Source organism: Caulobacter sp. 10L414 (assembly GCF_056395525.1).
Genome location: NZ_JBFTJR010000020.1, coordinates 1 through 18,789 on the forward strand (window position 1 = coordinate 1; position 18,789 = coordinate 18,789).

Consider the following 18,789-nt stretch of genomic DNA (forward strand, 5'->3'; position numbering starts at 1 on the left):
GACCCGCRCCGCCTCGGCGGCGCCGGCCCGCGCCGCCCCCTGCTCGACCCGGGGCAAGAAGGGCARGGCCCTGAAGGCCGCCAAGGCCAAGTGCGCCGCCGCCGCCAAGAAGGGCGGCGGGAAAGGCAAGGCCGCCGCCCGCTCGGGCAAGGCCGGCAAGGGCAAGGCGGTCAAGCCGGGCAGCCGCAAGAAGACCGCCGCTGGCGCGCGCAAGAAGCGGCGTTAGCGAGAGCGGTCGGTCGAGCGCCGACCCGCTTCGGATCGGCGTTCAGCCAACCTGGCCCTTTTCCATCGAGCGCCCCGCGAAGGCCGGGGGTCCAGGCTGTCTTTCGAGGACGGAAGGGGCCGAGGATGACCCGTAGACCCCGCCTGGGTCCCCGCCTTCGCGGGGAACACCGGGTTTGGGGGCGCCAGCAGGGTGATCATCGATACGCCCCGGGAGCCCAGGCTCGGTCGAGCGCCCACGACAAGGCCTGCCGTACCGGCTGAAGGGACGCGTCAGCGGTCCGCAAGGCCGCGGACCTCACACGCCAACAGGTTCGGTTCCGGCGCCCGGCTTCGCTGCGGCCGCGGTGACGGGCCTTAGGGCGCCGTCGCGGCCAAGCCTTGGGTCGTTGAGCACCCGGCCTAGCCGCCGCCTGGAGAGCCCGCATCGTTCCGGGCCATGGCTTCGACTTCGGCCAGCACCGCCGCCAGCGCCTCGACATCGGTGTCCGGCGGACCGGCCTGAACGGCGCGATGTCGAAGCGCGTCCAGGCGCGGATCGGTGATGGGGGTGCTTTCGAAGTCGTCCCAGTCCCAGACACCGCCCGTTCCGTCGATGAACGCCCGCAGCACGCCGGCCACCTCGCCGGGCGTGCGATCGGCCGTCTGCTTGCCCGGCCACAGCCGCGTGAGCAGGACCACCGGCGCCGCGGCCACCGCCAGCAGCACGCCCAGCCAGACCGGCAGGCGCGAGTCGCTCGCTCGTTGCATCGCGGGATCTCCCAAGACCTGGCGCTCCGATCAGGACGGCAAGGCGTCGCGTCGGCGCAGCCACTGGCGTAGCACGGCCGTCGTTTCCTCGGGACGGTCGGTGAAGGTGGCGTGGCCGGCGCCGGGAACCACCGCCAGTTCCGATCCCCTGGCCCGGCGCGAGAAGGCCAGGGTCGTGGCCGGACGGGCCTCGTCGTATTGGCCGACCAGGAACAGGGTGCGCGGCCCGTCCAGGCGGTCGAGCAGGGGCTCGCCGTCATAGGTCTTCAGCGTGCCGGTGGCCGAGAACTCGGTCGCGCCCCACATCGTCTTGTAGAGCACGGGGTTGAAGCCCCGGTCGCCGGGCGGCCGATAGGCGCGGTGGGCCGGCGAGGGCGGCTCGCGGGTCAGGAAGGCGGCGTAGAAGGCGTCGGTCGCCGCGTCGCAGGCGGCTAAGAACGCCTTGTCGCTCGGCGAGGGCGGCGGCCCCTCGCAACGGGTCAGTTGGTCCCGCACCGCCGGCGGCAGGTCGTCGCGCAGCAGGTTGGCGTCGGCGATCCAGCTGCGGGTCGAGACCAGCGGACTGGCCAGCATCAGGCTGGCCAGGGCCGGCGAGCGCCGCGCACCGTACTCCAGCGCCACCGTCCCGCCCCAGCTGTGGCCCAGCACGTGCCAGCGCGGGATCTTCAACCCCTCGCGGACGGCCTCCAGCTCGTCGACGAAGCGGCCCACCGTCCAGTTGGCCGGATCCATCGGATGATCCGACAGCCCGCTGTCGAGCTGGTCGTAGAGGATCACCGCCCGCTCGTCGGACAGGGCAAGAGCGTCGAGGAACCCCGAATGGGTGCCGCCCGGCCCGCCGTGGACCATGACGATCGGCGGCGGCGCGGTCCCGGCCAGCGCCGCGTCGAGGTCGCCGTTGATCCGCGTATAGACCCGCCCGCCCGGAACCGGCAGCCGCAGTTCGCGGTCGGGCCTGGGAAAGGCGGCGAGCCTGGCCGGCGCCGCCCCTGCAAAAGCCCCGCGCGCCATGCCGGCCGCCAGCGCCGTTGTTCCGGCCGCCGCGCACAGGCCCAGCAGCTTGCGTCGATCGATCACGCCCATCGCCCCCTCGTTAACATCGCCGCCGGGCGCGCGAGCGCCGTGTCAGGCGTCCGGACACGGCGGGACCCCGTCCCGCCCGCACCCGGCCATCCGGCCGCCGGCACGGCCGAACCTTCGCCCTTAGCCGCGGATCACGCCCGCGACTGTGACACGGCGCACGCGAGCCCGCGACGCCCCTTGCCGCGTCAGTGCGCCTTGGCCTGGCCGGCGTCCGGCTCGTCCTCGCGCGATCGCGCCAGGCCGCCCTCGAGCGGCGAGCTTGGACTGGCCAGCTCGTCGCGCATCGCCTCCAGCAGCACGTCGACGACCTCGACCGGATCGCGGTGATAATAGTCCGACAGCCCGCGTCCCAGATGACGCAGCAGGTCGGCCAGCATCATGCCCCAGGCCCGGGCCTCGTCGATCGGCGTCTCGTCATAGGCCCCGATGCGCAAAGCGCAGTGCAGGCCATGCTCGGCCACCCAGATCCGCGCCAGTTCCGTCGCCGTCGGATCACGCACGGCCGCGTCCGGGATCGGCTGTTCCTGCATGCCTTCGCCCCCCTCTCGCCAGTCCGGTCAGCCGGCGCCGTCCTGCCCGCGCCGTTCGGACGCGGCCGTGCGGCGGGCCGCGCCCTCTTTCTGGCGGCGCCAGTAGTCGGCGCCGTCGTCGGGCTTGAACATGGTGCGCGGCGCCCCGGCCCGGGTGACCACGGCGAAGACGTTGCCGGCCGGATCATAGATCAGGGTGTCGCCGTTCGACCGCGTCAGGGTCTGGGCGCCGGCCGGCGGCTTGGCCACGAAGGCGTGCGTCTTGCGCACATAGTCGTCGACGTCGCGGGCGCCGAAGGCCTCCCCGAACCGCTCGAAGCCGCGCCGGGCGTTCTCCTCGGCGCCGCGGGTGCGGTTGGCGGCCCACATCGGCCGGCCGGCGATCAGCCGCACCGGCGCGTCGCGCGGATCGGCCGCCTGCCGCGCCGCCGCCGAGGCCTCGGCGACCTCTGTCGACGCCGGCGCGCCGCCGCCGCTGTTTGCGCCCTGGCTCGACGCCACTTCACCGCCCTTGGGCGCCTTCACCGCCGAAGCCCCGCCGTCGCAGGCCGCCAGCAGCAAGGCCGGCACAGCCAGAAGTCCGAAACGCCACGCTCCCGTCATGATCGCCTCACCCCGTTATTTACTACCTTAACGATTAGTGAACGAAAAAAGAACGCGAGTCGAGTCCCGCTGTTAAGCTTTCGCGCCCCGTTCGCCCGCCCGCCGCGCGCGCCGGATTGCCTGCGGGCGCGAGGCGCTCTATGCGCGGAGGGGAACCGACGGACGAGAGGCCTTCAAGGTGAACGACATCCCGGGCGGCAAGCGCGTGCTCCTGATCGTCGGCGGCGGCGTGGCGGCCTACAAGGCCCTGGAGCTGACCCGCCTGCTGCGCAAGGCCGGGATCGGCGTGCGGCCGATCCTGACCAAGGCCGGCGCGCAGTTCGTCACCCCCCTGTCGCTGGCGGCGCTGTCGGAGGACAAGGTCTATGACGACCTGTTCTCGCTGACCGACGAGGCCGAGATGGGCCACATCCAGCTGTCGCGCTCGGCCGACCTGGTGGTGGCGGCGCCGGCCACCGCCGACCTGATCGCCAAGGCCGCCGGCGGCCTGGCCGGCGACCTGGCCTCGACCACCCTGCTGGCCACCGACAAGCCCGTGCTGATGGCGCCGGCCATGAACGTGCGCATGTGGCTGCACCCGGCCACCCAGCGCAACGTGGCGACCCTGAAGGCCGACGGCGTGTCGTTCATCGGCCCCGACGAGGGGGCCATGGCCTGCGGCGAGTTCGGCCCCGGACGCCTTGCCGAGCCGCCGGAGATCTTCGCCGCCATCCTCGCCATGCTCGCCGGCCCCGCCGCGCGCCCCCTGGCCGGCAAGCATGCCCTGGTCACGGCCGGCCCGACGTTCGAGGCGATCGACCCGGTGCGTGGGATCACCAACCGCTCCAGCGGCCGCCAGGGCTATGCGATCGCCGAGGCGCTGGCTCGCCTGGGGGCGCGCGTCACCCTGGTCAGCGGCCCCGTCGCCCTGCCGACCCCGCCGGGCGTGACCCGCGTCGACGTCGAGAGCGCCCGCCAGATGCTGGCCGCCTGCGAGGCCGCCCTGCCGGCCGAGGTCGGCGTGTTCGTGGCCGCCGTCGCCGACTGGCGGGTCGACGAGGTGTTCGGCTCGAAGCTGAAGAAGGACAAGGGCGGCCCGCCGGCCCTGACCTTCGTCGAGAACCCCGACATCCTGGCCACCCTGGCCGCCTCCGGCCCCGATCGGCCCAAGCTGGTGGTCGGCTTCGCGGCCGAGACCGACGACGTCGAGGCCCACGCCCGCGCCAAGCTGGCGCGCAAGGGCTGCGACTGGATCATCGCCAACGACGTCACCGAGCCGGGCGTCATGGGCGGAACCGAGAACGCGGTCCTGCTGATCGCCAAGGACCACACCGAACGCTGGGAGCGCGCGTCCAAGGACGCCGTCGCCCAGGCCATCGCCCAACGCATCGCGGAAGCTCTGACCTAAATGACCACCACGCCCCACATCCCCGTCGTCCAGCTCGCCCACGCCCACGGCCTGCCGCTGCCCGCCTACGAGACGGTCGGCGCCGCCGGCATGGACCTGCGCGCCGCCGTCGAGGAGGACGCGCCCCTGACCCTGAAGCCGGGCGCCCGGTTCATGGTGCCGACGGGTCTCGCCTTCGCCGTGCCGCAGGGCTTCGAGGCCCAGGTGCGGCCGCGCTCGGGCCTGGCGGCCAAGGCCGGGATCACCTGCCTGAACTCGCCGGGCACCATCGACAGCGACTATCGCGGCGAGGTGAAGGTGATCCTGGCCAACCTCGGCGCCGAGGACTTCGTAATCCGTCGCGGCGACCGCATCGCCCAGCTGGTGATCGCGCCGGTCGTGCAGGCCGCCTGGAGCCTGGTGGCCAGCCTCGACGAGACCGACCGCGGCGCGGGCGGCTTCGGCTCGACCGGCGGCCGCTGAGGCCGAGACGGACCCGGCCCATGCTGTTCGCAAAGCCGTCAGCCATGGACCGGGCCCGCTTCGACGCGGCGCTCGCCGTGCTGACCGCGAACGTCGACGACGCGCCCCTCCAGGTCCCGGGACTGCTCGAGCTGGGCTTCACCGAGGGCGAGGCCTGGCGGTTCGCCGTCTTCGCGCCCGTCGGCCTGGCCCAGGCCCTGCTCGAAACCCTGGGCGTGAAGACCTTCGCCGACTTCGCATCCGTCAGGACGGTGGAGGGCGTCACGGCCAAGGCCAAGCTCAGAAAGCAGCCGGAGTATGTGCAGGCGCTGTCGCTCGGGCGCGCCCATATGAAGACGGGCTGCCTGGACCGAGCGCACTACAGATCCGTCGTCGAGGCGACGGCCGAGGTCGCCGCCGCCGACAAGGCCCTCAATGCGGGCATGGATATCAGGGGCGCGGCGATGGCCGTGGTGTTGATGACCTCCGAGGTCCCCCCTCACATTCGACGCTGAACGGTTCGCCCTAGCGCGCGCCCAGGCCCATCAGCAGATAGCCGCCGAAGCCGGCCGTGAAGGCGGCGGCGGCCAGCCACAGCATGGGGCGGATCAAGGGCAGGGGACGGGGGGCTTCCATCGGGGGCGTCCTTGCTCGGCCGAAAGCTCGGCCATGCTTGCAGTACGCGCGGCCCCGCCCCCCCGGTTGCGGCCGTGCGTCGTTATTTGTCTCACGATTCCCGCAATGCGGGTATAAGACGAAATCTCCCCGAAACGGCGATTTCGTTCAATCTGTAGTCCCAAGTACTCAGTATACGGACGATTATTCGAAACCTTCGGTGTCGAGTCGATATATGCGTCGAGATGACGCAGTCTGCCTGCCTCTCCTTGCAATGCAATGATTTCGACCGCGCCGAGCATCGACAAATGTCTCCTGACCGGGGCCTTCGATGCTCATGAATAATATCCATTAATCGAATTCGTCGAAGATCTTCCCAATTCTATCCTGGGAAGTTCTCTAGATGCTCAGCAACCTCAAGGTGGCGCACAAGCTGGTGGTCGCCTTCGCCGTCCTGGTCGCCGCCGTGGCCGGCGCCGGCGCCCTGGCCTGGAACGGGCTGTCGTCGATCCAGCGCGTCACCGCCCTGAACGCCGAGAGCTACGCCTATCGCGCCACCGTCGAGAAGGCGTCGGCCGAACTGGTCGAGCAGCAGAACGCCGCGCGCGGCTTCGTGGCCAGCCTCGATCCGTCGTTCGTCAAGAAGTACGAGGACTTCCAGGCCAAGTACGACGAGGCGCACGCGGTCCTGACGGACGGCGCCGAGCAGGAGGACCAGAAGGCGCGCCTGGCCCAGCTGGACCAAGCCGTGGGCGTGTTCCGCACCGAGACGCGCGCCCAGATCGCCGCCGCCCAGGATCCGGCCCAGCTGGACGCCGCCCGCCTCGACATCGGCAAGAGCGGCCGCCTGACCAATGTGCGCAAGGCGCTGAAGACCATCGACGAGGCCGAGAGCGCCGAACTGGCCGCCCGCATCAAGGCCCAGGACAAGGCGTTCACCGCCGCGACCCTGGCGCTGGCGCTCGGCGGCGCGGCCGCCGTTGCCATCGCCGTGCTGATGGGCTGGCTACTGGCGCGCAGCATCGCCACGCCGGTCGACGCCATGACCACCGCCATGCGTCGCCTGGCCGGCGGCGACAACGCCGTGGCCGTGCCCGCCCTGGGCCGCCGTGACGAGATCGGCGCGATGGCGCAGGCCGTTTCGACCTTCAAGGACGCCGCCATCGAGAAGCTGCGCGTCGAGGGCGAGGCGGCCGCCCATCGCCGCCAGGCCGAGGCCGAGCGCGGCGCCAACGAGGCCGAACGCGCCGCCGCGACCCAGGAGCAGGCGGCCGTCGTCGCCCAGGTCGGGCAGGCCCTGGAGCGCCTGGCGGCCGGCGACCTGACCGCCCGGCTCGACCAGGCCTTCCCGCCCGCCTATCGCAAGCTGCAGAGCGACTTCAACGCCGCCATGGGCCAGCTGCAGGAGACCATGACGACGATCACCGGCGCGGTCGGCGGCATCCGCGCCGGCTCGGGCGAGATCAGCCACGCGGCCGACGACCTGTCGCGCCGCACCGAGCAGCAGGCCGCCAGCCTGGAAGAGACCGCCGCGGCGCTGGACGAGATCACCGCCACGGTCCGGCGCGCCGCCGAGGGCGCGGGCCACGCCCGCAAGTCCGTCGACGCCGCCCGCAAGGACGCCGAGGCCGGCGGCGAGGTCGTCGAGCGCGCCGTCGCGGCGATGACGCAGATCGAGGCGTCCTCGCGCGAGATCGGCAACATCATCGGGGTGATCGACGAGATCGCCTTCCAGACCAATCTCCTGGCGCTCAACGCCGGGGTCGAGGCCGCGCGGGCCGGCGATGCGGGCAAGGGCTTCGCCGTGGTCGCTTCGGAGGTGCGAGCCCTGGCCCAGCGCTCGGCCGAGGCGGCCAAGGAGATCAAGAGCCTGATCGGCGCCTCCGGCCAGCAGGTCGACGCGGGCGTGGCCCTGGTCGGCCAGACCGGCGAGGCCCTGCGCCGCATCACCGCCGGCGTGCAGGACATCAACCACACCGTCGCCGAGATCGCCGCCGGCGCCCAGGAACAGGCCACCGGCCTGGCCCAGGTCAATGTCGCGGTGAACCAGATGGACCAGGCCACCCAGCAGAACGCGGCCATGGTCGAGCAGTCGACCGCCGCCAGTCACTCGCTGTCCAACGAGGCGGCCGAACTGGCGCGCCTGGTCAGCCGGTTCAAGATCGGCTCGGGCGCCAGCGCGGCGCGGCGGGCGGCTTAGGAAGATCCTCTCCCTATGGGAGAGGTGTCGGCGAAGCCGACGGAGAGGGGAGTGGCTGCGAGATCGGCCGACGATTGTGGAAGCTGAAAGCGGCCCCCCTCCGGCGCTTCGCGCCACCTCCCCCAGAGGGGGAGGATCTAACAAAAACGCCCCGCCTGGGTGACCAGACGGGGCGCTCTCGTTTCAGCCTAGATCAGAGACGGCGATCAGGCGCCCGGGGGCACCGGGAACCCGCGGTCGCGCATCAGGGCGCCGATCTTCACGTCGCGGCCGCGGAAGGCGCGGAACTGCTCGGCCGGGTCGACCGAGTTGCCGCGCGACATGATGGTCTTGATCAGGCGCTGGCCGGTGGGCTTGTCGTAGAAGCCGCCCGGGGCCTCCTGGAAGGCCTCGGCCACGTCGGCGGTCAGGGTGTCGGCCCACAGGTAGCTGTAGTAGCCGGCCGAGTAGCCGTCGCCCGAGAACACGTGACCGAACTGCGGCGTGCGGTGCCGCATGACGATCTCCTTGGGCATCTTCAGCTTGGTCAGCTCATCGCGCTCGAAGGCGTCCGGATCGATGTCCACGTCGCCGGCCAGGTGCAGCTTCATGTCGATCAGGGCGCTGGCCAGGTACTCGGTGGTGTCGAAGCCCTGGTTGAAGGTCGAGGCCTTCTTGATCTTGTCCACCAGGGCTTGCGGGATCGGCTTGCCGGTCTGGTAGTGGACGCAGAACTTGTTCAGCACCTCCGGCGTCGACAGCCAGTGCTCGTTCAGCTGGCTGGGGAACTCGACATAGTCGCGGGCGACGTTGGTGCCCGAGACGGTGGGGTAGGTGGTGTCGGCGTTCAGGCCGTGGATGGCGTGGCCGAACTCGTGGAACAGGGTGTTGGCGTCATCCCACGAGATCAGCACCGGCTCGCCGGGCTTGCCCTGGATGAAGTTGGAGTTGTTGGAGACGATCGTGGCGATCGGCTTCTTGAAGCGCTCCTGGTTGCGATAGGCGTTCATCCAGGCGCCCGAGCGCTTGCCCTGGCGGGCATAGGGGTCGAAGTACCACAGACCCACGTGCTTGCCGCCGCGCAGCACCTCGTAGACGGTCATGGTCGGGTGGTAGACCGGAACGCCCTCGACCTTCTTGAACTCGAAGCCGTAGACCTGGCCGGCGGCCCAGAACATGCCCTCGCGCAGCTTCTCCAGCTGCATGTACGGCTTCACCTCGTTCATATCGAGGTCGTACTTCGCCTTGCGGACCTTCTCGGCGTAGAAGCGGTAGTCCCACGGCTCGATCTTGAAGCCGCCGTTCTCGGCGTCGACGATGGCCTGCATCTCGGCCACGTCCTTGGCCACCTGCTCGATGGCCGGGGTCCAGACGGCTTCCATCAGGGCCATCGCCTTGTCGGGCGTCTTGGCCATGGCGTTCTCGAGGCGCCAGTGGGCGTGGGTCTGGTAGCCCAGCAGCTTGGCGCGCTCGACGCGCAGCTTCAGGATCTTCGAGATGATGGCGTTGTTGTCGGTCGCGCCGCCGTTGTCGCCGCGGTTGACGAACGCCTTCCAGACCTTCTCGCGGGTGGCGCGCACCGGCGAGTTGGTGAGGTAGGGGTCAACGCTGGAACGCGTGTTGACGATGATGTGCTTGCCCGGAAGCTTGCGCTGCTCGGCGCTGGAGGCGGCCGCGCCCTTGATCGAGTCCGGCAGGCCGACCAGGTCGGCGTCGGTCAGCTCGATATAGGTCTCCTCATCGGCCAGCAGGTTCTGGCTGAACTTGGTGAAGTAGCCGGCCAGCTCGGTGTTGATGGCCGCGACCCGGGCCTTGGCCTTGGGGTCCAGCTTGGCGCCGGCGCGCACGAAGTTGGTGTAGTAGATCCAGGTGACGCGCTGCTGCTCGGGCGTCAGCTTGGCCTTTTCGGGGCTGTTGTAGACGGCCTCGATGCGGGCGAAGAGCGCGGCGTTCTGGGTGATCTTGTCGCCGAACTCGGCGAACTTGGCGTCCAGCTCGGGCTCGATGGCCTGGAACTCCGGCGAGCTGAGGTTCGAGCCCCAGATGCCGTAGTAGCAGACCACGTCGTTCAGCGTGCGGCCGCTGTCTTCCAGGGCGGCGATGGTGTTCTCGAAGGTCGGCGCGGCCTTGTTGGCGGTGATCGCGTCGATCTCGGCCTGGTTCTTGGCCATGGCCGCTTCGACGGCCGGCTTCAGGTCGGCGATCTTCATCTTGTCGAAGGCGGGAACGCCGCCGTACGGACCGGTCCACGTGGCGAGCAAGGGGTTGGTCTCCGCGGCGAAGGAAAGGCCGGGCGCGGCGGCGCTCGCGGCGGCGGCCGCGGCGGTCGTGAGAAGGAAGGTGCGACGTTGCACGGAAGGCTCTCCGTTGAGTGTGGCCGGACCCTAGGCCAAGGTCGCGCCCCCGTCACATGACAGGACCGTAACCTTTCGCCGAAGCCGCCCCGGCGCATGGACGACGCGCGCGACCGGGTCTAATGCTCGCTGCATGACCATCGGCGTCTTCGACTCCGGCGTGGGGGGGCTGAGCGTCCACCGCGCCCTCGTGCAGCGTCTGCCCCAGGCGGACTTCGTCTATCTGGCCGACCAGGCCAACGCCCCCTATGGCGGGCGTCCCGGCGAGGAGATCGTCGACCTGACGCGGGCCGGCTGCGAGCGCCTGTTCGAGGCCGGCGCCAGCCTGGTCGTCCTGGCCTGCAACACCGCCTCGGCCATCGCCCTTCGCCGCCTGCAGCAGACCTGGCTGCCGGGCTATCGCAAGCAGCTGGGCCGGCCGATCAACATCCTGGGCATCATCGTGCCGACCATCGAGGCGGCCACCGGCCTGCCCTGGGAGCACGAGGCCGAGCGCCGTGGCGACAAGGTCGAGCAGCTGGACGTGCTGGGCGTGTTCTCCACCCAGGGCACGACCAATTCGCGCGTCTACGAGATCGAGATCGACAAGCGAAAGCAGGACCTGGCGGTGTTTTCGCAAGCCTGTCCGGACCTGGTGCCGATGATCGAGGCCGACGCCGGCGTGGTCGAACTGGCCAAGGCCGTCGAGGGCTACGTCCAGGCGCTGAAGACCCGCATCGGCCGCTATCCCGACCGCGCCGTGCTGGGCTGCACCCACTACGAGATCATCGCCGACATCTTCCGCGCCGCCCTGCCGGCCGGCACGCCGGTGATCCACCAGCCCCAGTCCACCGCCGACTCCCTGGAGCGCTACCTGGAGCGCCATCCCGAGTACGACCCGGGAACCGGCGGCGGCCGCGTGTTCCTGACCACCGGCCAGCCCGGCCCGCAGAACGGCCTCGTCCAGAGCTTCTGGGGCGGCCCGCTGGTGTTCGAGAAGGCGTAGGGCTGACGGCAGTCGCCACTTGATTGCACCCCTGGGTTGCCGTCAAATCCGCCGGCGGACGACCGCAAGGGAGTTGGCGTGGCGATAAGGGAGCATCCGGATACCGGAACCGTGCTGATGTGCGACTTCGGTGGCGGCTTTCGCGTACCGGAGATGGTCAAGCGGCGGCCTGTCGTAGTCATCAGTCCTAGGATCCGGGGTCGACCCGGCCTCTGCACGATCGTCCCGCTGAGCACCACAGCTCCAACGCCCGCCATGGACTATCACTGTCGGATCGACCTCGACCCACCCCTGCCCGACAGGTGGGTAAGCCTCGGTCTATGGGTCAAAGCGGATATGATCTGCTCTGTATCGTTGGATCGCCTGGACTTCATTCGAACTGGAAAACACGAAGACGGGCGCGGAAAGTACTATTTTCACAAACTTTCCAGACAAACGATTTCAGGAATTAGGGGCTGTGTTCTGGCTGGCCTGGGCCTGTCTCACTTGACAAAGCACCTCTAGAATTCTACATATGTTCTCGTTAGCGGCCCTGGTCTGACCATCCGCGTCTAAGACCCTTTTCGGAGGGCCGTCGTGGAGCGTGGCGATATCAAGCCATTTCACGGCGTAGATTCAGCCCCGCCTCGTGCGGGGTTTTTTCTTGTCTCCGATCCAACAGCGGCGCTTCATCGAGGAACATCGTTCCTGGAGATGCGCCATGAAGCTCGCCGCCCCCGTCCTGGCCCTCGCCGCGCTGCTGGCCGCCGGCGCCGCGAACGCCGAGGTGCTCGACGCCCAGCCGAACGGCTTTGCGACCAAGCGCTCGGTCGTCGTCGCCAAGCCCGCCGCCGAGGTCTGGGCGGCGCTGGTGCAGCCGGCCAAGTGGTGGAGCAGCGAGCACACCTGGTCGGGCTCGGCCGCCAACCTGTCGCTGGGCGCGGCGTCGGGGGCGTGCTTCTGCGAGAAGATGCCGAACGGCGGCTCGGTGCTGCACATGACCACCGTCAACGCCCAGCCCGGCAAGCAGCTGACCCTGTTCGGGGGCCTTGGCCCCCTGCAGCTGTCGGGCGCGACCGGCCACATGATCTGGGCCCTGGCCGAGAAGGACGGCCAGACCACGGTGACCTGGAGCTATGACGCCGGCGGCTACATGCGCGGCGGCCTCGACAAGATCGCCCCGATCGTCGACCAGGTGCTGGGCCAGCAACAGGACCGCCTGAAGGCCTATCTGGAGACCGGCAAGGCCGGGTAGGGCCTCAGCGCGCCGCCGGTTCGACCACGACCCAGCCTTCGGCCTGGGGCTGGCTCGGCGAAACATGCGCCGCCCGCTCGAAGATCCGCGTCCTCGGCGTCCATTCGTCTGGCGCGACCCGCCGGGCCGTCCGGTAAGCGCACTGGAAGCGGCCCGCCTCGGCCGGACCGCAGCGAAGGTCGCGAACACGGGTGCGGGCCGCGCGGGCCATGCCGGCGCTGTCGCCGACCCCGACGGCCTGGATGTCCTCGATCGCGGTGATGCCGGTCTCGATGCGGGCGACCGCCCAGGCGCTGGGCGGGGCGTCGCCCGAGGAGACGCCGGAAGCGCAGCCGCCCGCGCACAGCACCATCAGCAGAAGCAGCCGCCGCATGATCGTCCTCCCGTTCCCGCCGGCAGTCTAGCTGGTGGGGAAGGCCGGGTCAGCCTCAGTGCAGCCCACGCAGCAGGTCGATGCGGCGCATCGCCTTGCCCGGCAGGGCTGACATCCGGCCCAGCGGCAGGGCCTCGGCGACCTGGCGCACGCCCCAGGCGGCCGAGCGCACGAAGGTGGCCGGCGAGGGCGCGCCGTAGAAGCCGAACACCACGGTCTGGCGGGCGTTGGAGAGCTCGCGCTTGAAGCGGTAGTCCCCGGTGCCCAGGTCCAGCCGATGGTAGGACCCGGCGTTCATGCCCTTCAGGATGTCCTGGAACAGCAGCAGGCCGGGCGAATAGCGCTCGAACTTGGCGTTGTGGGCGATCAGCCAGCCGTGGATCGTGTGCTTGCCGCGCAGGTGCAGGTGCACCGCCGCCAGTTCGTCGCCCAGGTGCAGGGTGTAGAGGCCGCCCCCGAAATCGCCGTCGCGGCGCTCGAACAGGTCGGTGACCAGCCGGGTCACCCAGTCGGTCTTGAACAGGTCGGTCTGGCCGGTGGCCAGCAGCTGCTCGCGCTTCCAGGCGATCAGCTGGTCGAAGTCGGCGCGGCTGTCCGACATCGGGGTGTAGCGGCAGGGCCCGACCTCGCGCTCGGCCTTGCGGCGCTTCTTGTCGATGTCCTTGAGGACGCCCACCCCGGCCGTCTTGCGGTCGGCGGCATAGGCCTCGTAGCCGGCCGAGACGTCGACGATCCACGAGTCCGCCTGGCCGCGGCCGTGGCGGGCCAGGGTCTCGTCGTCGGCCAGCATGTGGCAGAAGTCCAGCCGCTGGGCCTTGAGGGCCGCCAGCAGATGGCGCGGATCGACGGCCACGTCGGGCGCGGAGACCAAGGCCTGGTAGTCGCACATCGGCGCGCCGGCCGGCATGGCCACGCCCGCCTTGATGCGCGCCGGCAGGAAGGCCAGGGCCTGGCCGCCCTCGTCGCGGATGACGGCGACCTTCACGCGTTCGCCCTTGTCGCCCTGGGCGACGGCGACCGCCTTGGCCCATTCCGGCGACAGGAAAGGAGAATCCAGGCGCGGCTGCAGCGTCTGCAGCGAGGTCCAGCGGGCGCTGTCCTCCGGCGTTAGCTGCAGGGCCTCGACAACGTCGATCTTCACGGGCGCCCCCCGAGCGCTGATCACGGACCTCCAGAAAGGCCGACCGTGATCATGACGCTCAGAGATTGCAGTCCGGTTTACGGACCTTGCGTGATCAGTCCATCAGTTTGCGGGTCAGATACGTGTACTCGAGCGACACCCGGCGGGCGGTCTCGGCGAGGTTGGCGCTGGCGGCATGACCGCCATCGACGTTCTCGTAGTACAGCACCGGGTAGCCCAGCGCCTCCAGCCTGGCCGCCGCCTTGCGGGCGTGGGCCGGGTGGACGCGGTCGTCCTTGGTCGAGGTCTCGATGAACACCTCGGGATACTTCTGGCCGGCCTTGAGGTTCTGGTAGGGCGAGTACTTCTCGATCACCGCTAGGTCGGACGGGATCTGCGGATCGCCGTACTCGCCCATCCACGACGAGCCCGCGCCGATCTGGCTGTAGCGGACCATGTCGAACAGCGGCACCTGGATGACGATGGCGTTGTAGAGCTCCGGACGCTGGGTCAGGGCCACGCCCATCAAGAGGCCGCCGTTCGAGCCGCCCATGATCCCCAGGCGCCGGGGCGAGGTGATCTTGCGGGCGATCAGGTCCTCGGACACCGCGAAGAAGTCGTCATAGACCCGCTGGCGGTTGGCCTTGAGGCCCTGCTCGTGCCAGCTGGGACCAAACTCCCCGCCGCCGCGGATGTTGGCCACCACATAGGCGCCGCCGCGCTCCAGCCACAGCTTGCCCATGGTCGGCGAGTAGCCCGGCGTCATCGATGCCTGGAAGCCGCCGTAGGCGTAAAGCAAGGTGGGGGTCGAGCCGTCGTACTTGGTGTTCTTCGGGCGGACCAAGAAGTACGGGATCTTGGTGCCGTCCTTGGAGGTGGCCTCGAACTGCTCGACCACGTGGGTCGAGGCGTCGAACTTGGCGGGCGCGGCCTTGACCTGGTCGAGCTTGCCGGTGGCCGCGTCGGCCAGCCAGTAGGTCGTCGGGGTCAGATAGCCGGTCACGCTGACGAACAGGCGGTCATCCTTGTCCGAGGCCGAGCCCAGGCCGACCGTCGAATTGGCCGGCAGGTCGAGCTTGGTGCGCGACCAGGCGCCGTCCTTCACGTCATACGCATAGGCCGCGCCCTTGACGTTCTCGAACAGCGCCACGACCAGCCGGTCGCGGGTGGCGGTGACGCCCTGCACCGACTCCCGGGCCGTGGGGCGCAGGATCAGCTTGGCTTTGGCCTTGGCCGGGTCCGCCTTCAGCGCGGCGAGGTCGAAGGCGGCCAGGTCGCCGGTCTTCAGGCCCTGCTGGTCCCAGTCCTGCTCGACGCTGAACACCAGCTGGCCCTTGACCAGGGCCTGGATCGACGACTTCAGCGGGAAGGGCAGCTTCACCGTCGTCTCGCCGACCACCAGGTGGGTCTCGGCGTTGAAGGTGTCGAGCGGGCGCAGCACGAACACCGCCCGCACCACGCCGTCATGGTCGCGCAGGGCGTAGGGGCTGACGCCGTAGCCGCCGTCATCCTTGGCGCCGCGGTAGACTTCCTTGGCGGCCGACAGGGGCTGACCGCGTTTGACCAGCTTGACCACGTAGGGATAGCCGGAGGTCGTCACCTCGCCCGGGGTCCAGTCGGTGGCGACGATCAGGGTGTCCTTGTCGATCCAGTCGAACCGGTGCTTGCCCTCGGGCAGCTCGAAGCCGCCGGCGACGAAGGTCCTGGTCTTGGTGTCGTACTCGCGCACGACCACGGCGTCCTTGCCGCCGTTCGACAGCGAGACCAGGCAATACCGGCTTTCCGGGGCCAGGCAGTCGGCGCCCTTCCAGACCCAGTTCTTACCCTCGGCCTTGGCCAGGGCGTCGAGGTCGAGGATCGTCGACCAGGCCGGCTGCGCCGTGCAGTAGCTCTCCAGGGTGGTGGTCCGCCAGACGCCGCGCACGTGGTCGGCGTCCTGCCAGTAGTTCCGCAGGTCGTCCTCGGCGACGAACGAGACGCCGGGGATGCGGTCCTTGGCGTTGACGATGGTCAGGGCCGCGTCGTGCAGGCCGGCATAGCGCGCGTCGCCCTGCAGCACCGGCAGGGTGCGATCGTTCTGGGCCTTGGCCCAGTCGAGCGCGCGCTGGCCCTCGATCTCCTCCATCCAGATGTAGGGATCGTCCTTGCCGAGCTCGGCCAGCGGGGTGCGGGCGGCGGCTGCTGGCGCGGTGTCGGGAGCGGCGTGGGCGGAAACGGTCATGAGGCTCGTGGCGGCGAAAAGGGCCAGGGTGAGCTTACGCATCTAGTGATCCATCAGCTGGCGCGACAGGTAGGTGTAGTGCAGGGCCCAGCGCTTGGCGTTGGCCGCCGGGTCGGCGCCGTTGGCGTGACCCCCGTCGGTGTTCTCGTAGTACATGTAGGGCTGGCCCAGATCGGCCAGGCGGGCCGAGAACTTGCGGGCGTGACCGGGGTGGACCCGGTCGTCCTTGGTCGAGGTGGTGATGTAGGCCAGCGGGTATTTCACCCCGGCCTTGAGGTTCTGGTAGGGGCTGTACGCCGCGATCCAGGCCCGTTCGGCCGGGATGGCCGGGTCGCCGTACTCGCCGATCCACGAGGCCCCGGCCGGCAGCTGGGTGTAGCGGATCATGTCCAGCAGCGGGCTTTCCACCACCACGGCGTTCCAGAGGTCGGGCCGCTGGGTCAAGGCGACGCCCATCAGCAGACCGCCGTTGCTTCGGCCATACGCCCCCAGGTGACGCGGGCTGGTGACCTTGGTCGAGATCAGGTTCTCGGCCACGGCGAAATAGTCGTCGTAGGCCCGCTGGCGGTTGGCCTTCAGCGCCGCCTCGTGCCAGGCCGGACCGAACTCGCCGCCGCCGCGGATGTTGGCCACCGCGTAGCTGCCGCCGCGCTCGAGCCACAGCTTGCCGATCAGCGGGTCGTAGACCGGCAGCTTGGAGATCTGGAAGCCGCCGTAGGCGTGCAGCAGGGTCGGGGCCGAGCCGTCGAGCTTCGCGCCCTTCTGGCTGACCAGGAAGTAGGGGATCTTCGTGCCGTCTTTGCTGACGGCTTCCTTTTGCTCGACCACCAGCTTGGAGGCGTCGAAGCGGGCCGGCAGGGTCTTGACCGTCACCGCACCGGTCTTGGTCGCGTCGGCCAGCTTCAGCTGCGTCGGGGTGATGAAGCCCTCGACCGTGTAGAAGACCTGGTCGCCGCTGTCGGCGGTGGCGACGATCGAGACGGCGGCGTTGTCCAGGCCCGGCAGGCCCTGGCTGCGCCAGCCGAACTCGCCGTGGTCGCTGAAGCTGCGGATGCCGCCTTTGACGTTGTCGTAGATCACTGCGACCACGCGGTTGTCGGTCACCGCCACCTGGTCGATCGACTGGCGCGCGCCCGGGGCGAAGATCGTGCACGGGTCGCAGTCGTTGCTGACCACGATGTCGCCGGTGGGCGTGACGGGCTTGGGCAGCAGGGCCTTGGGGCTGACCGAGACCAGGGCGCCGGCCGGGAAGTTGCGGCCCAACGACGGCAGCTTCTCGTAGTTCCAGGCTTCCTCGACCGTCAGGATCAGGTCGCCGTCGACCATGCCGCGGATCGACGAGCGCTCGGGGATCGGCAGCAGGGTCACCTTGCCGGCGTCGTCCAGCAGGAAGGTCTTGGTGTGGAAGAAGTCGGTGGCGCGCTCGATCAGCACCACGCGATTGCCCTTGGCGTCGCGCAGCACGTGCGGACGAGCGCTGACGTCGGCCTTCTCGCCGCGGAACACCTCGACGGCCTCGCCGAGCGACTGGCCGCGCTTGAGGGTCTTGATGACCATGCCGTAGCCGCTGTCGGTGGTGGTGCCCGCGCCCCAGTCGCGGGTCAGGATCAGCGTGTCGGCGTCCAGCCAGTCGATGGTCTGCTTGCTCTCGGGCAGGAAGAAGCCGTCCTTGACGAAGCTCTTGGTCGTCAGGTCGAACTCGCGCACCTCGACGGCGTCCTTGCCGCCGTTCGACAGGTTCACCAGGCACCGGTCATGGGTCTTGGGCCGGCAGTCGGCGCCCTTCCAGATCCAGTTCTTGCCTTCCGCCTTGGCCAGGGCGTCCAGGTCGATGACCGTTTCCCACTTGGGATCGGCCGAGCGGTAGCTCTCCAGGCTGGTGCGCCGCCAGACACCGCGCACGTGGTCGGCGTCCTGCCAGAAGTTGAACACGCTATCCCCGACGAAGGTCGGGGCGGCGATGCGGTCCTTGGCGGCCAGCACCTTGAGCGCCGCGTCGTGCAGGCCCTGGTAGCGCGCATCGCCCGTCAGAACGGGCAGGGTCTTGGCGTTCTCGGCCTTGACCCAGTCCAGCGACGAAGGCGTCTCGACGCCTTCCAGCGCCAGGTGGGGATCGGCGGCCTCCTGGGCGCGGACGGGGCCGGCGGCGAGGAGGGCGAGCGCCAGGGCGGCGGGCGAAACGGAACGGAGCGTCAGCATGGCGGGGGACGTTAATGCCATTCCCGCCGCTGGCTAGGCCATTTTTGACCTCGGCGGAGTCCACCTTGCACGCACTTCCGGCCTATGGCCGTATGAGCGGGGCAAACCACACATGCGAAAGCTGACGATCGCCGCGGGATTGGCGCTGCTGGTTGCGGCCTGTGCGTCTTCGGAGACGGCGCGGGTCACGCCCCTGCCCGCCCAACCAACCGAGACCGAGGTGCGAGACTACGTCGCCGCCCATTGGGAGGGCGACTACGACGCCTGGGTTCCAAAATCGATGAAACATGAGAAGGCCAAGAACGCGCTGGCCTCGGTCTCCAAGCTGTCCTGCCGACCCTACTATGCGGTCTGGTACTGCGATTTCGAGATCGCCGGACGGTTCGACGACGAGGTGGCGTACACCCGCGTCGCCACCAGCCAGTTCGAGCGCATGGCCGACGGGAGCCTGCAGAAAACCCTGTTGTTCGTCGAACCTCGACGGCGCTGA

General features: G+C 69.6%; 18 protein-coding genes and 1 pseudogene. 9 read left to right on the forward strand and 10 right to left on the reverse strand.

Going from position 1 to position 18,789, the window contains the following annotated elements; translation table 11 throughout:
• Positions 1–226 (forward strand): annotated as a pseudogene (locus AC1DCG_RS10160) (hypothetical protein); the annotation flags it as partial.
• Positions 227–627: 401 nt separating this feature from the next.
• Here the strand turns inward: AC1DCG_RS10160 and AC1DCG_RS10165 are convergent.
• From AC1DCG_RS10165 to AC1DCG_RS10180, 4 genes are all read right to left on the reverse strand, one after another.
• Positions 628–975: a hypothetical protein gene (locus tag AC1DCG_RS10165; RefSeq protein WP_477028752.1), complete on the reverse strand. Its 348-nt coding sequence runs from the start codon at positions 973–975 to the stop codon at positions 628–630.
• A gap of 30 nt (positions 976–1,005) precedes the next feature.
• Positions 1,006–2,052 (reverse strand): proline iminopeptidase-family hydrolase, encoded by a 1,047-nt coding sequence (locus AC1DCG_RS10170; RefSeq protein WP_477028753.1) that lies wholly within the window; start codon positions 2,050–2,052, stop codon positions 1,006–1,008.
• Between the two features lie 191 nt (positions 2,053–2,243).
• Positions 2,244–2,588, reverse strand: coding sequence for a DUF5076 domain-containing protein (locus AC1DCG_RS10175; protein WP_477028754.1), 345 nt, complete (start codon positions 2,586–2,588; stop codon positions 2,244–2,246).
• Positions 2,589–2,615: 27 nt separating this feature from the next.
• Complete coding sequence (locus tag AC1DCG_RS10180; RefSeq protein ID WP_477028755.1) at positions 2,616–3,191, reverse strand: hypothetical protein; 576 nt, start codon at positions 3,189–3,191, stop codon at positions 2,616–2,618.
• 187 nt (positions 3,192–3,378) lie between these two features.
• Between AC1DCG_RS10180 and coaBC the strand changes: the two genes are divergently transcribed.
• Genes coaBC through AC1DCG_RS10195 form a run of 3 tightly spaced genes read left to right on the forward strand, consistent with a single transcriptional unit; the run spans position 3,379 to position 5,534 of the window.
• Positions 3,379–4,578, forward strand: a complete 1,200-nt coding sequence (gene coaBC / locus AC1DCG_RS10185) for a bifunctional phosphopantothenoylcysteine decarboxylase/phosphopantothenate--cysteine ligase CoaBC (protein WP_477028802.1) — start codon at positions 3,379–3,381, stop codon at positions 4,576–4,578.
• Entirely contained in the window at positions 4,579–5,040 is a 462-nt protein-coding gene (gene dut / locus AC1DCG_RS10190; RefSeq protein WP_165258529.1) for a dUTP diphosphatase, read from the forward strand.
• Between the two features lie 44 nt (positions 5,041–5,084).
• Complete coding sequence (locus tag AC1DCG_RS10195) at positions 5,085–5,534, forward strand: hypothetical protein (protein ID WP_477041474.1); 450 nt, start codon at positions 5,085–5,087, stop codon at positions 5,532–5,534.
• 10 nt (positions 5,535–5,544) lie between these two features.
• Here the strand turns inward: AC1DCG_RS10195 and AC1DCG_RS10200 are convergent, their stop codons facing one another.
• The gene (locus AC1DCG_RS10200; RefSeq protein ID WP_240903433.1) at positions 5,545–5,655 is read right to left on the reverse strand and encodes a hypothetical protein; all 111 of its coding nucleotides are present in this window, start codon (positions 5,653–5,655) and stop codon (positions 5,545–5,547) included.
• Positions 5,656–6,037: 382 nt separating this feature from the next.
• Here AC1DCG_RS10200 and AC1DCG_RS10205 point away from each other — a divergent pair, with 382 nt between their 5' ends.
• Positions 6,038–7,834 carry a methyl-accepting chemotaxis protein gene (locus AC1DCG_RS10205; RefSeq protein WP_477028757.1) on the forward strand — a complete coding sequence of 599 codons (1,797 nt, stop codon included), beginning with the start codon at positions 6,038–6,040 and terminating at the stop codon, positions 7,832–7,834.
• Positions 7,835–8,040: 206 nt separating this feature from the next.
• Here the strand turns inward: AC1DCG_RS10205 and AC1DCG_RS10210 are convergent, their stop codons facing one another.
• Entirely contained in the window at positions 8,041–10,167 is a 2,127-nt protein-coding gene (locus AC1DCG_RS10210; protein WP_477028758.1) for a M3 family metallopeptidase, read from the reverse strand.
• A 133-nt stretch (positions 10,168–10,300) separates the two neighbouring features.
• Between AC1DCG_RS10210 and AC1DCG_RS10215 the strand changes: the two genes are divergently transcribed.
• From AC1DCG_RS10215 to AC1DCG_RS10225, 3 genes are all read left to right on the forward strand, one after another.
• Complete coding sequence (locus AC1DCG_RS10215; protein WP_165258537.1) at positions 10,301–11,152, forward strand: glutamate racemase; 852 nt, start codon at positions 10,301–10,303, stop codon at positions 11,150–11,152.
• A 117-nt stretch (positions 11,153–11,269) separates the two neighbouring features.
• Positions 11,270–11,656: a type II toxin-antitoxin system PemK/MazF family toxin gene (locus AC1DCG_RS10220; protein ID WP_477028803.1), complete on the forward strand. Its 387-nt coding sequence runs from the start codon at positions 11,270–11,272 to the stop codon at positions 11,654–11,656.
• A gap of 196 nt (positions 11,657–11,852) precedes the next feature.
• Positions 11,853–12,386, forward strand: a complete 534-nt coding sequence (locus AC1DCG_RS10225) for an SRPBCC family protein (protein WP_165258541.1) — start codon at positions 11,853–11,855, stop codon at positions 12,384–12,386.
• A gap of 4 nt (positions 12,387–12,390) precedes the next feature.
• Here AC1DCG_RS10225 and AC1DCG_RS10230 read toward each other — a convergent pair whose 3' ends face one another.
• The 4 genes from AC1DCG_RS10230 to AC1DCG_RS10245 form a co-directional block, all read right to left on the reverse strand.
• Positions 12,391–12,759 (reverse strand): hypothetical protein, encoded by a 369-nt coding sequence (locus tag AC1DCG_RS10230; RefSeq protein ID WP_477028759.1) that lies wholly within the window; start codon positions 12,757–12,759, stop codon positions 12,391–12,393.
• A gap of 55 nt (positions 12,760–12,814) precedes the next feature.
• Positions 12,815–13,900: a GNAT family N-acetyltransferase gene (locus AC1DCG_RS10235; RefSeq protein WP_165258545.1), complete on the reverse strand. Its 1,086-nt coding sequence runs from the start codon at positions 13,898–13,900 to the stop codon at positions 12,815–12,817.
• 94 nt (positions 13,901–13,994) lie between these two features.
• Positions 13,995–16,142 carry a prolyl oligopeptidase family serine peptidase gene (locus AC1DCG_RS10240; RefSeq protein ID WP_477028760.1) on the reverse strand — a complete coding sequence of 716 codons (2,148 nt, stop codon included), beginning with the start codon at positions 16,140–16,142 and terminating at the stop codon, positions 13,995–13,997.
• A complete protein-coding gene (locus tag AC1DCG_RS10245) occupies positions 16,143–18,299 on the reverse strand; it encodes a prolyl oligopeptidase family serine peptidase (RefSeq protein ID WP_477028761.1) in 2,157 nt (718 codons plus the stop codon).
• A 112-nt stretch (positions 18,300–18,411) separates the two neighbouring features.
• Between AC1DCG_RS10245 and AC1DCG_RS10250 the strand changes: the two genes are divergently transcribed.
• Positions 18,412–18,789, forward strand: a complete 378-nt coding sequence (locus AC1DCG_RS10250; protein ID WP_477028762.1) for a hypothetical protein — start codon at positions 18,412–18,414, stop codon at positions 18,787–18,789.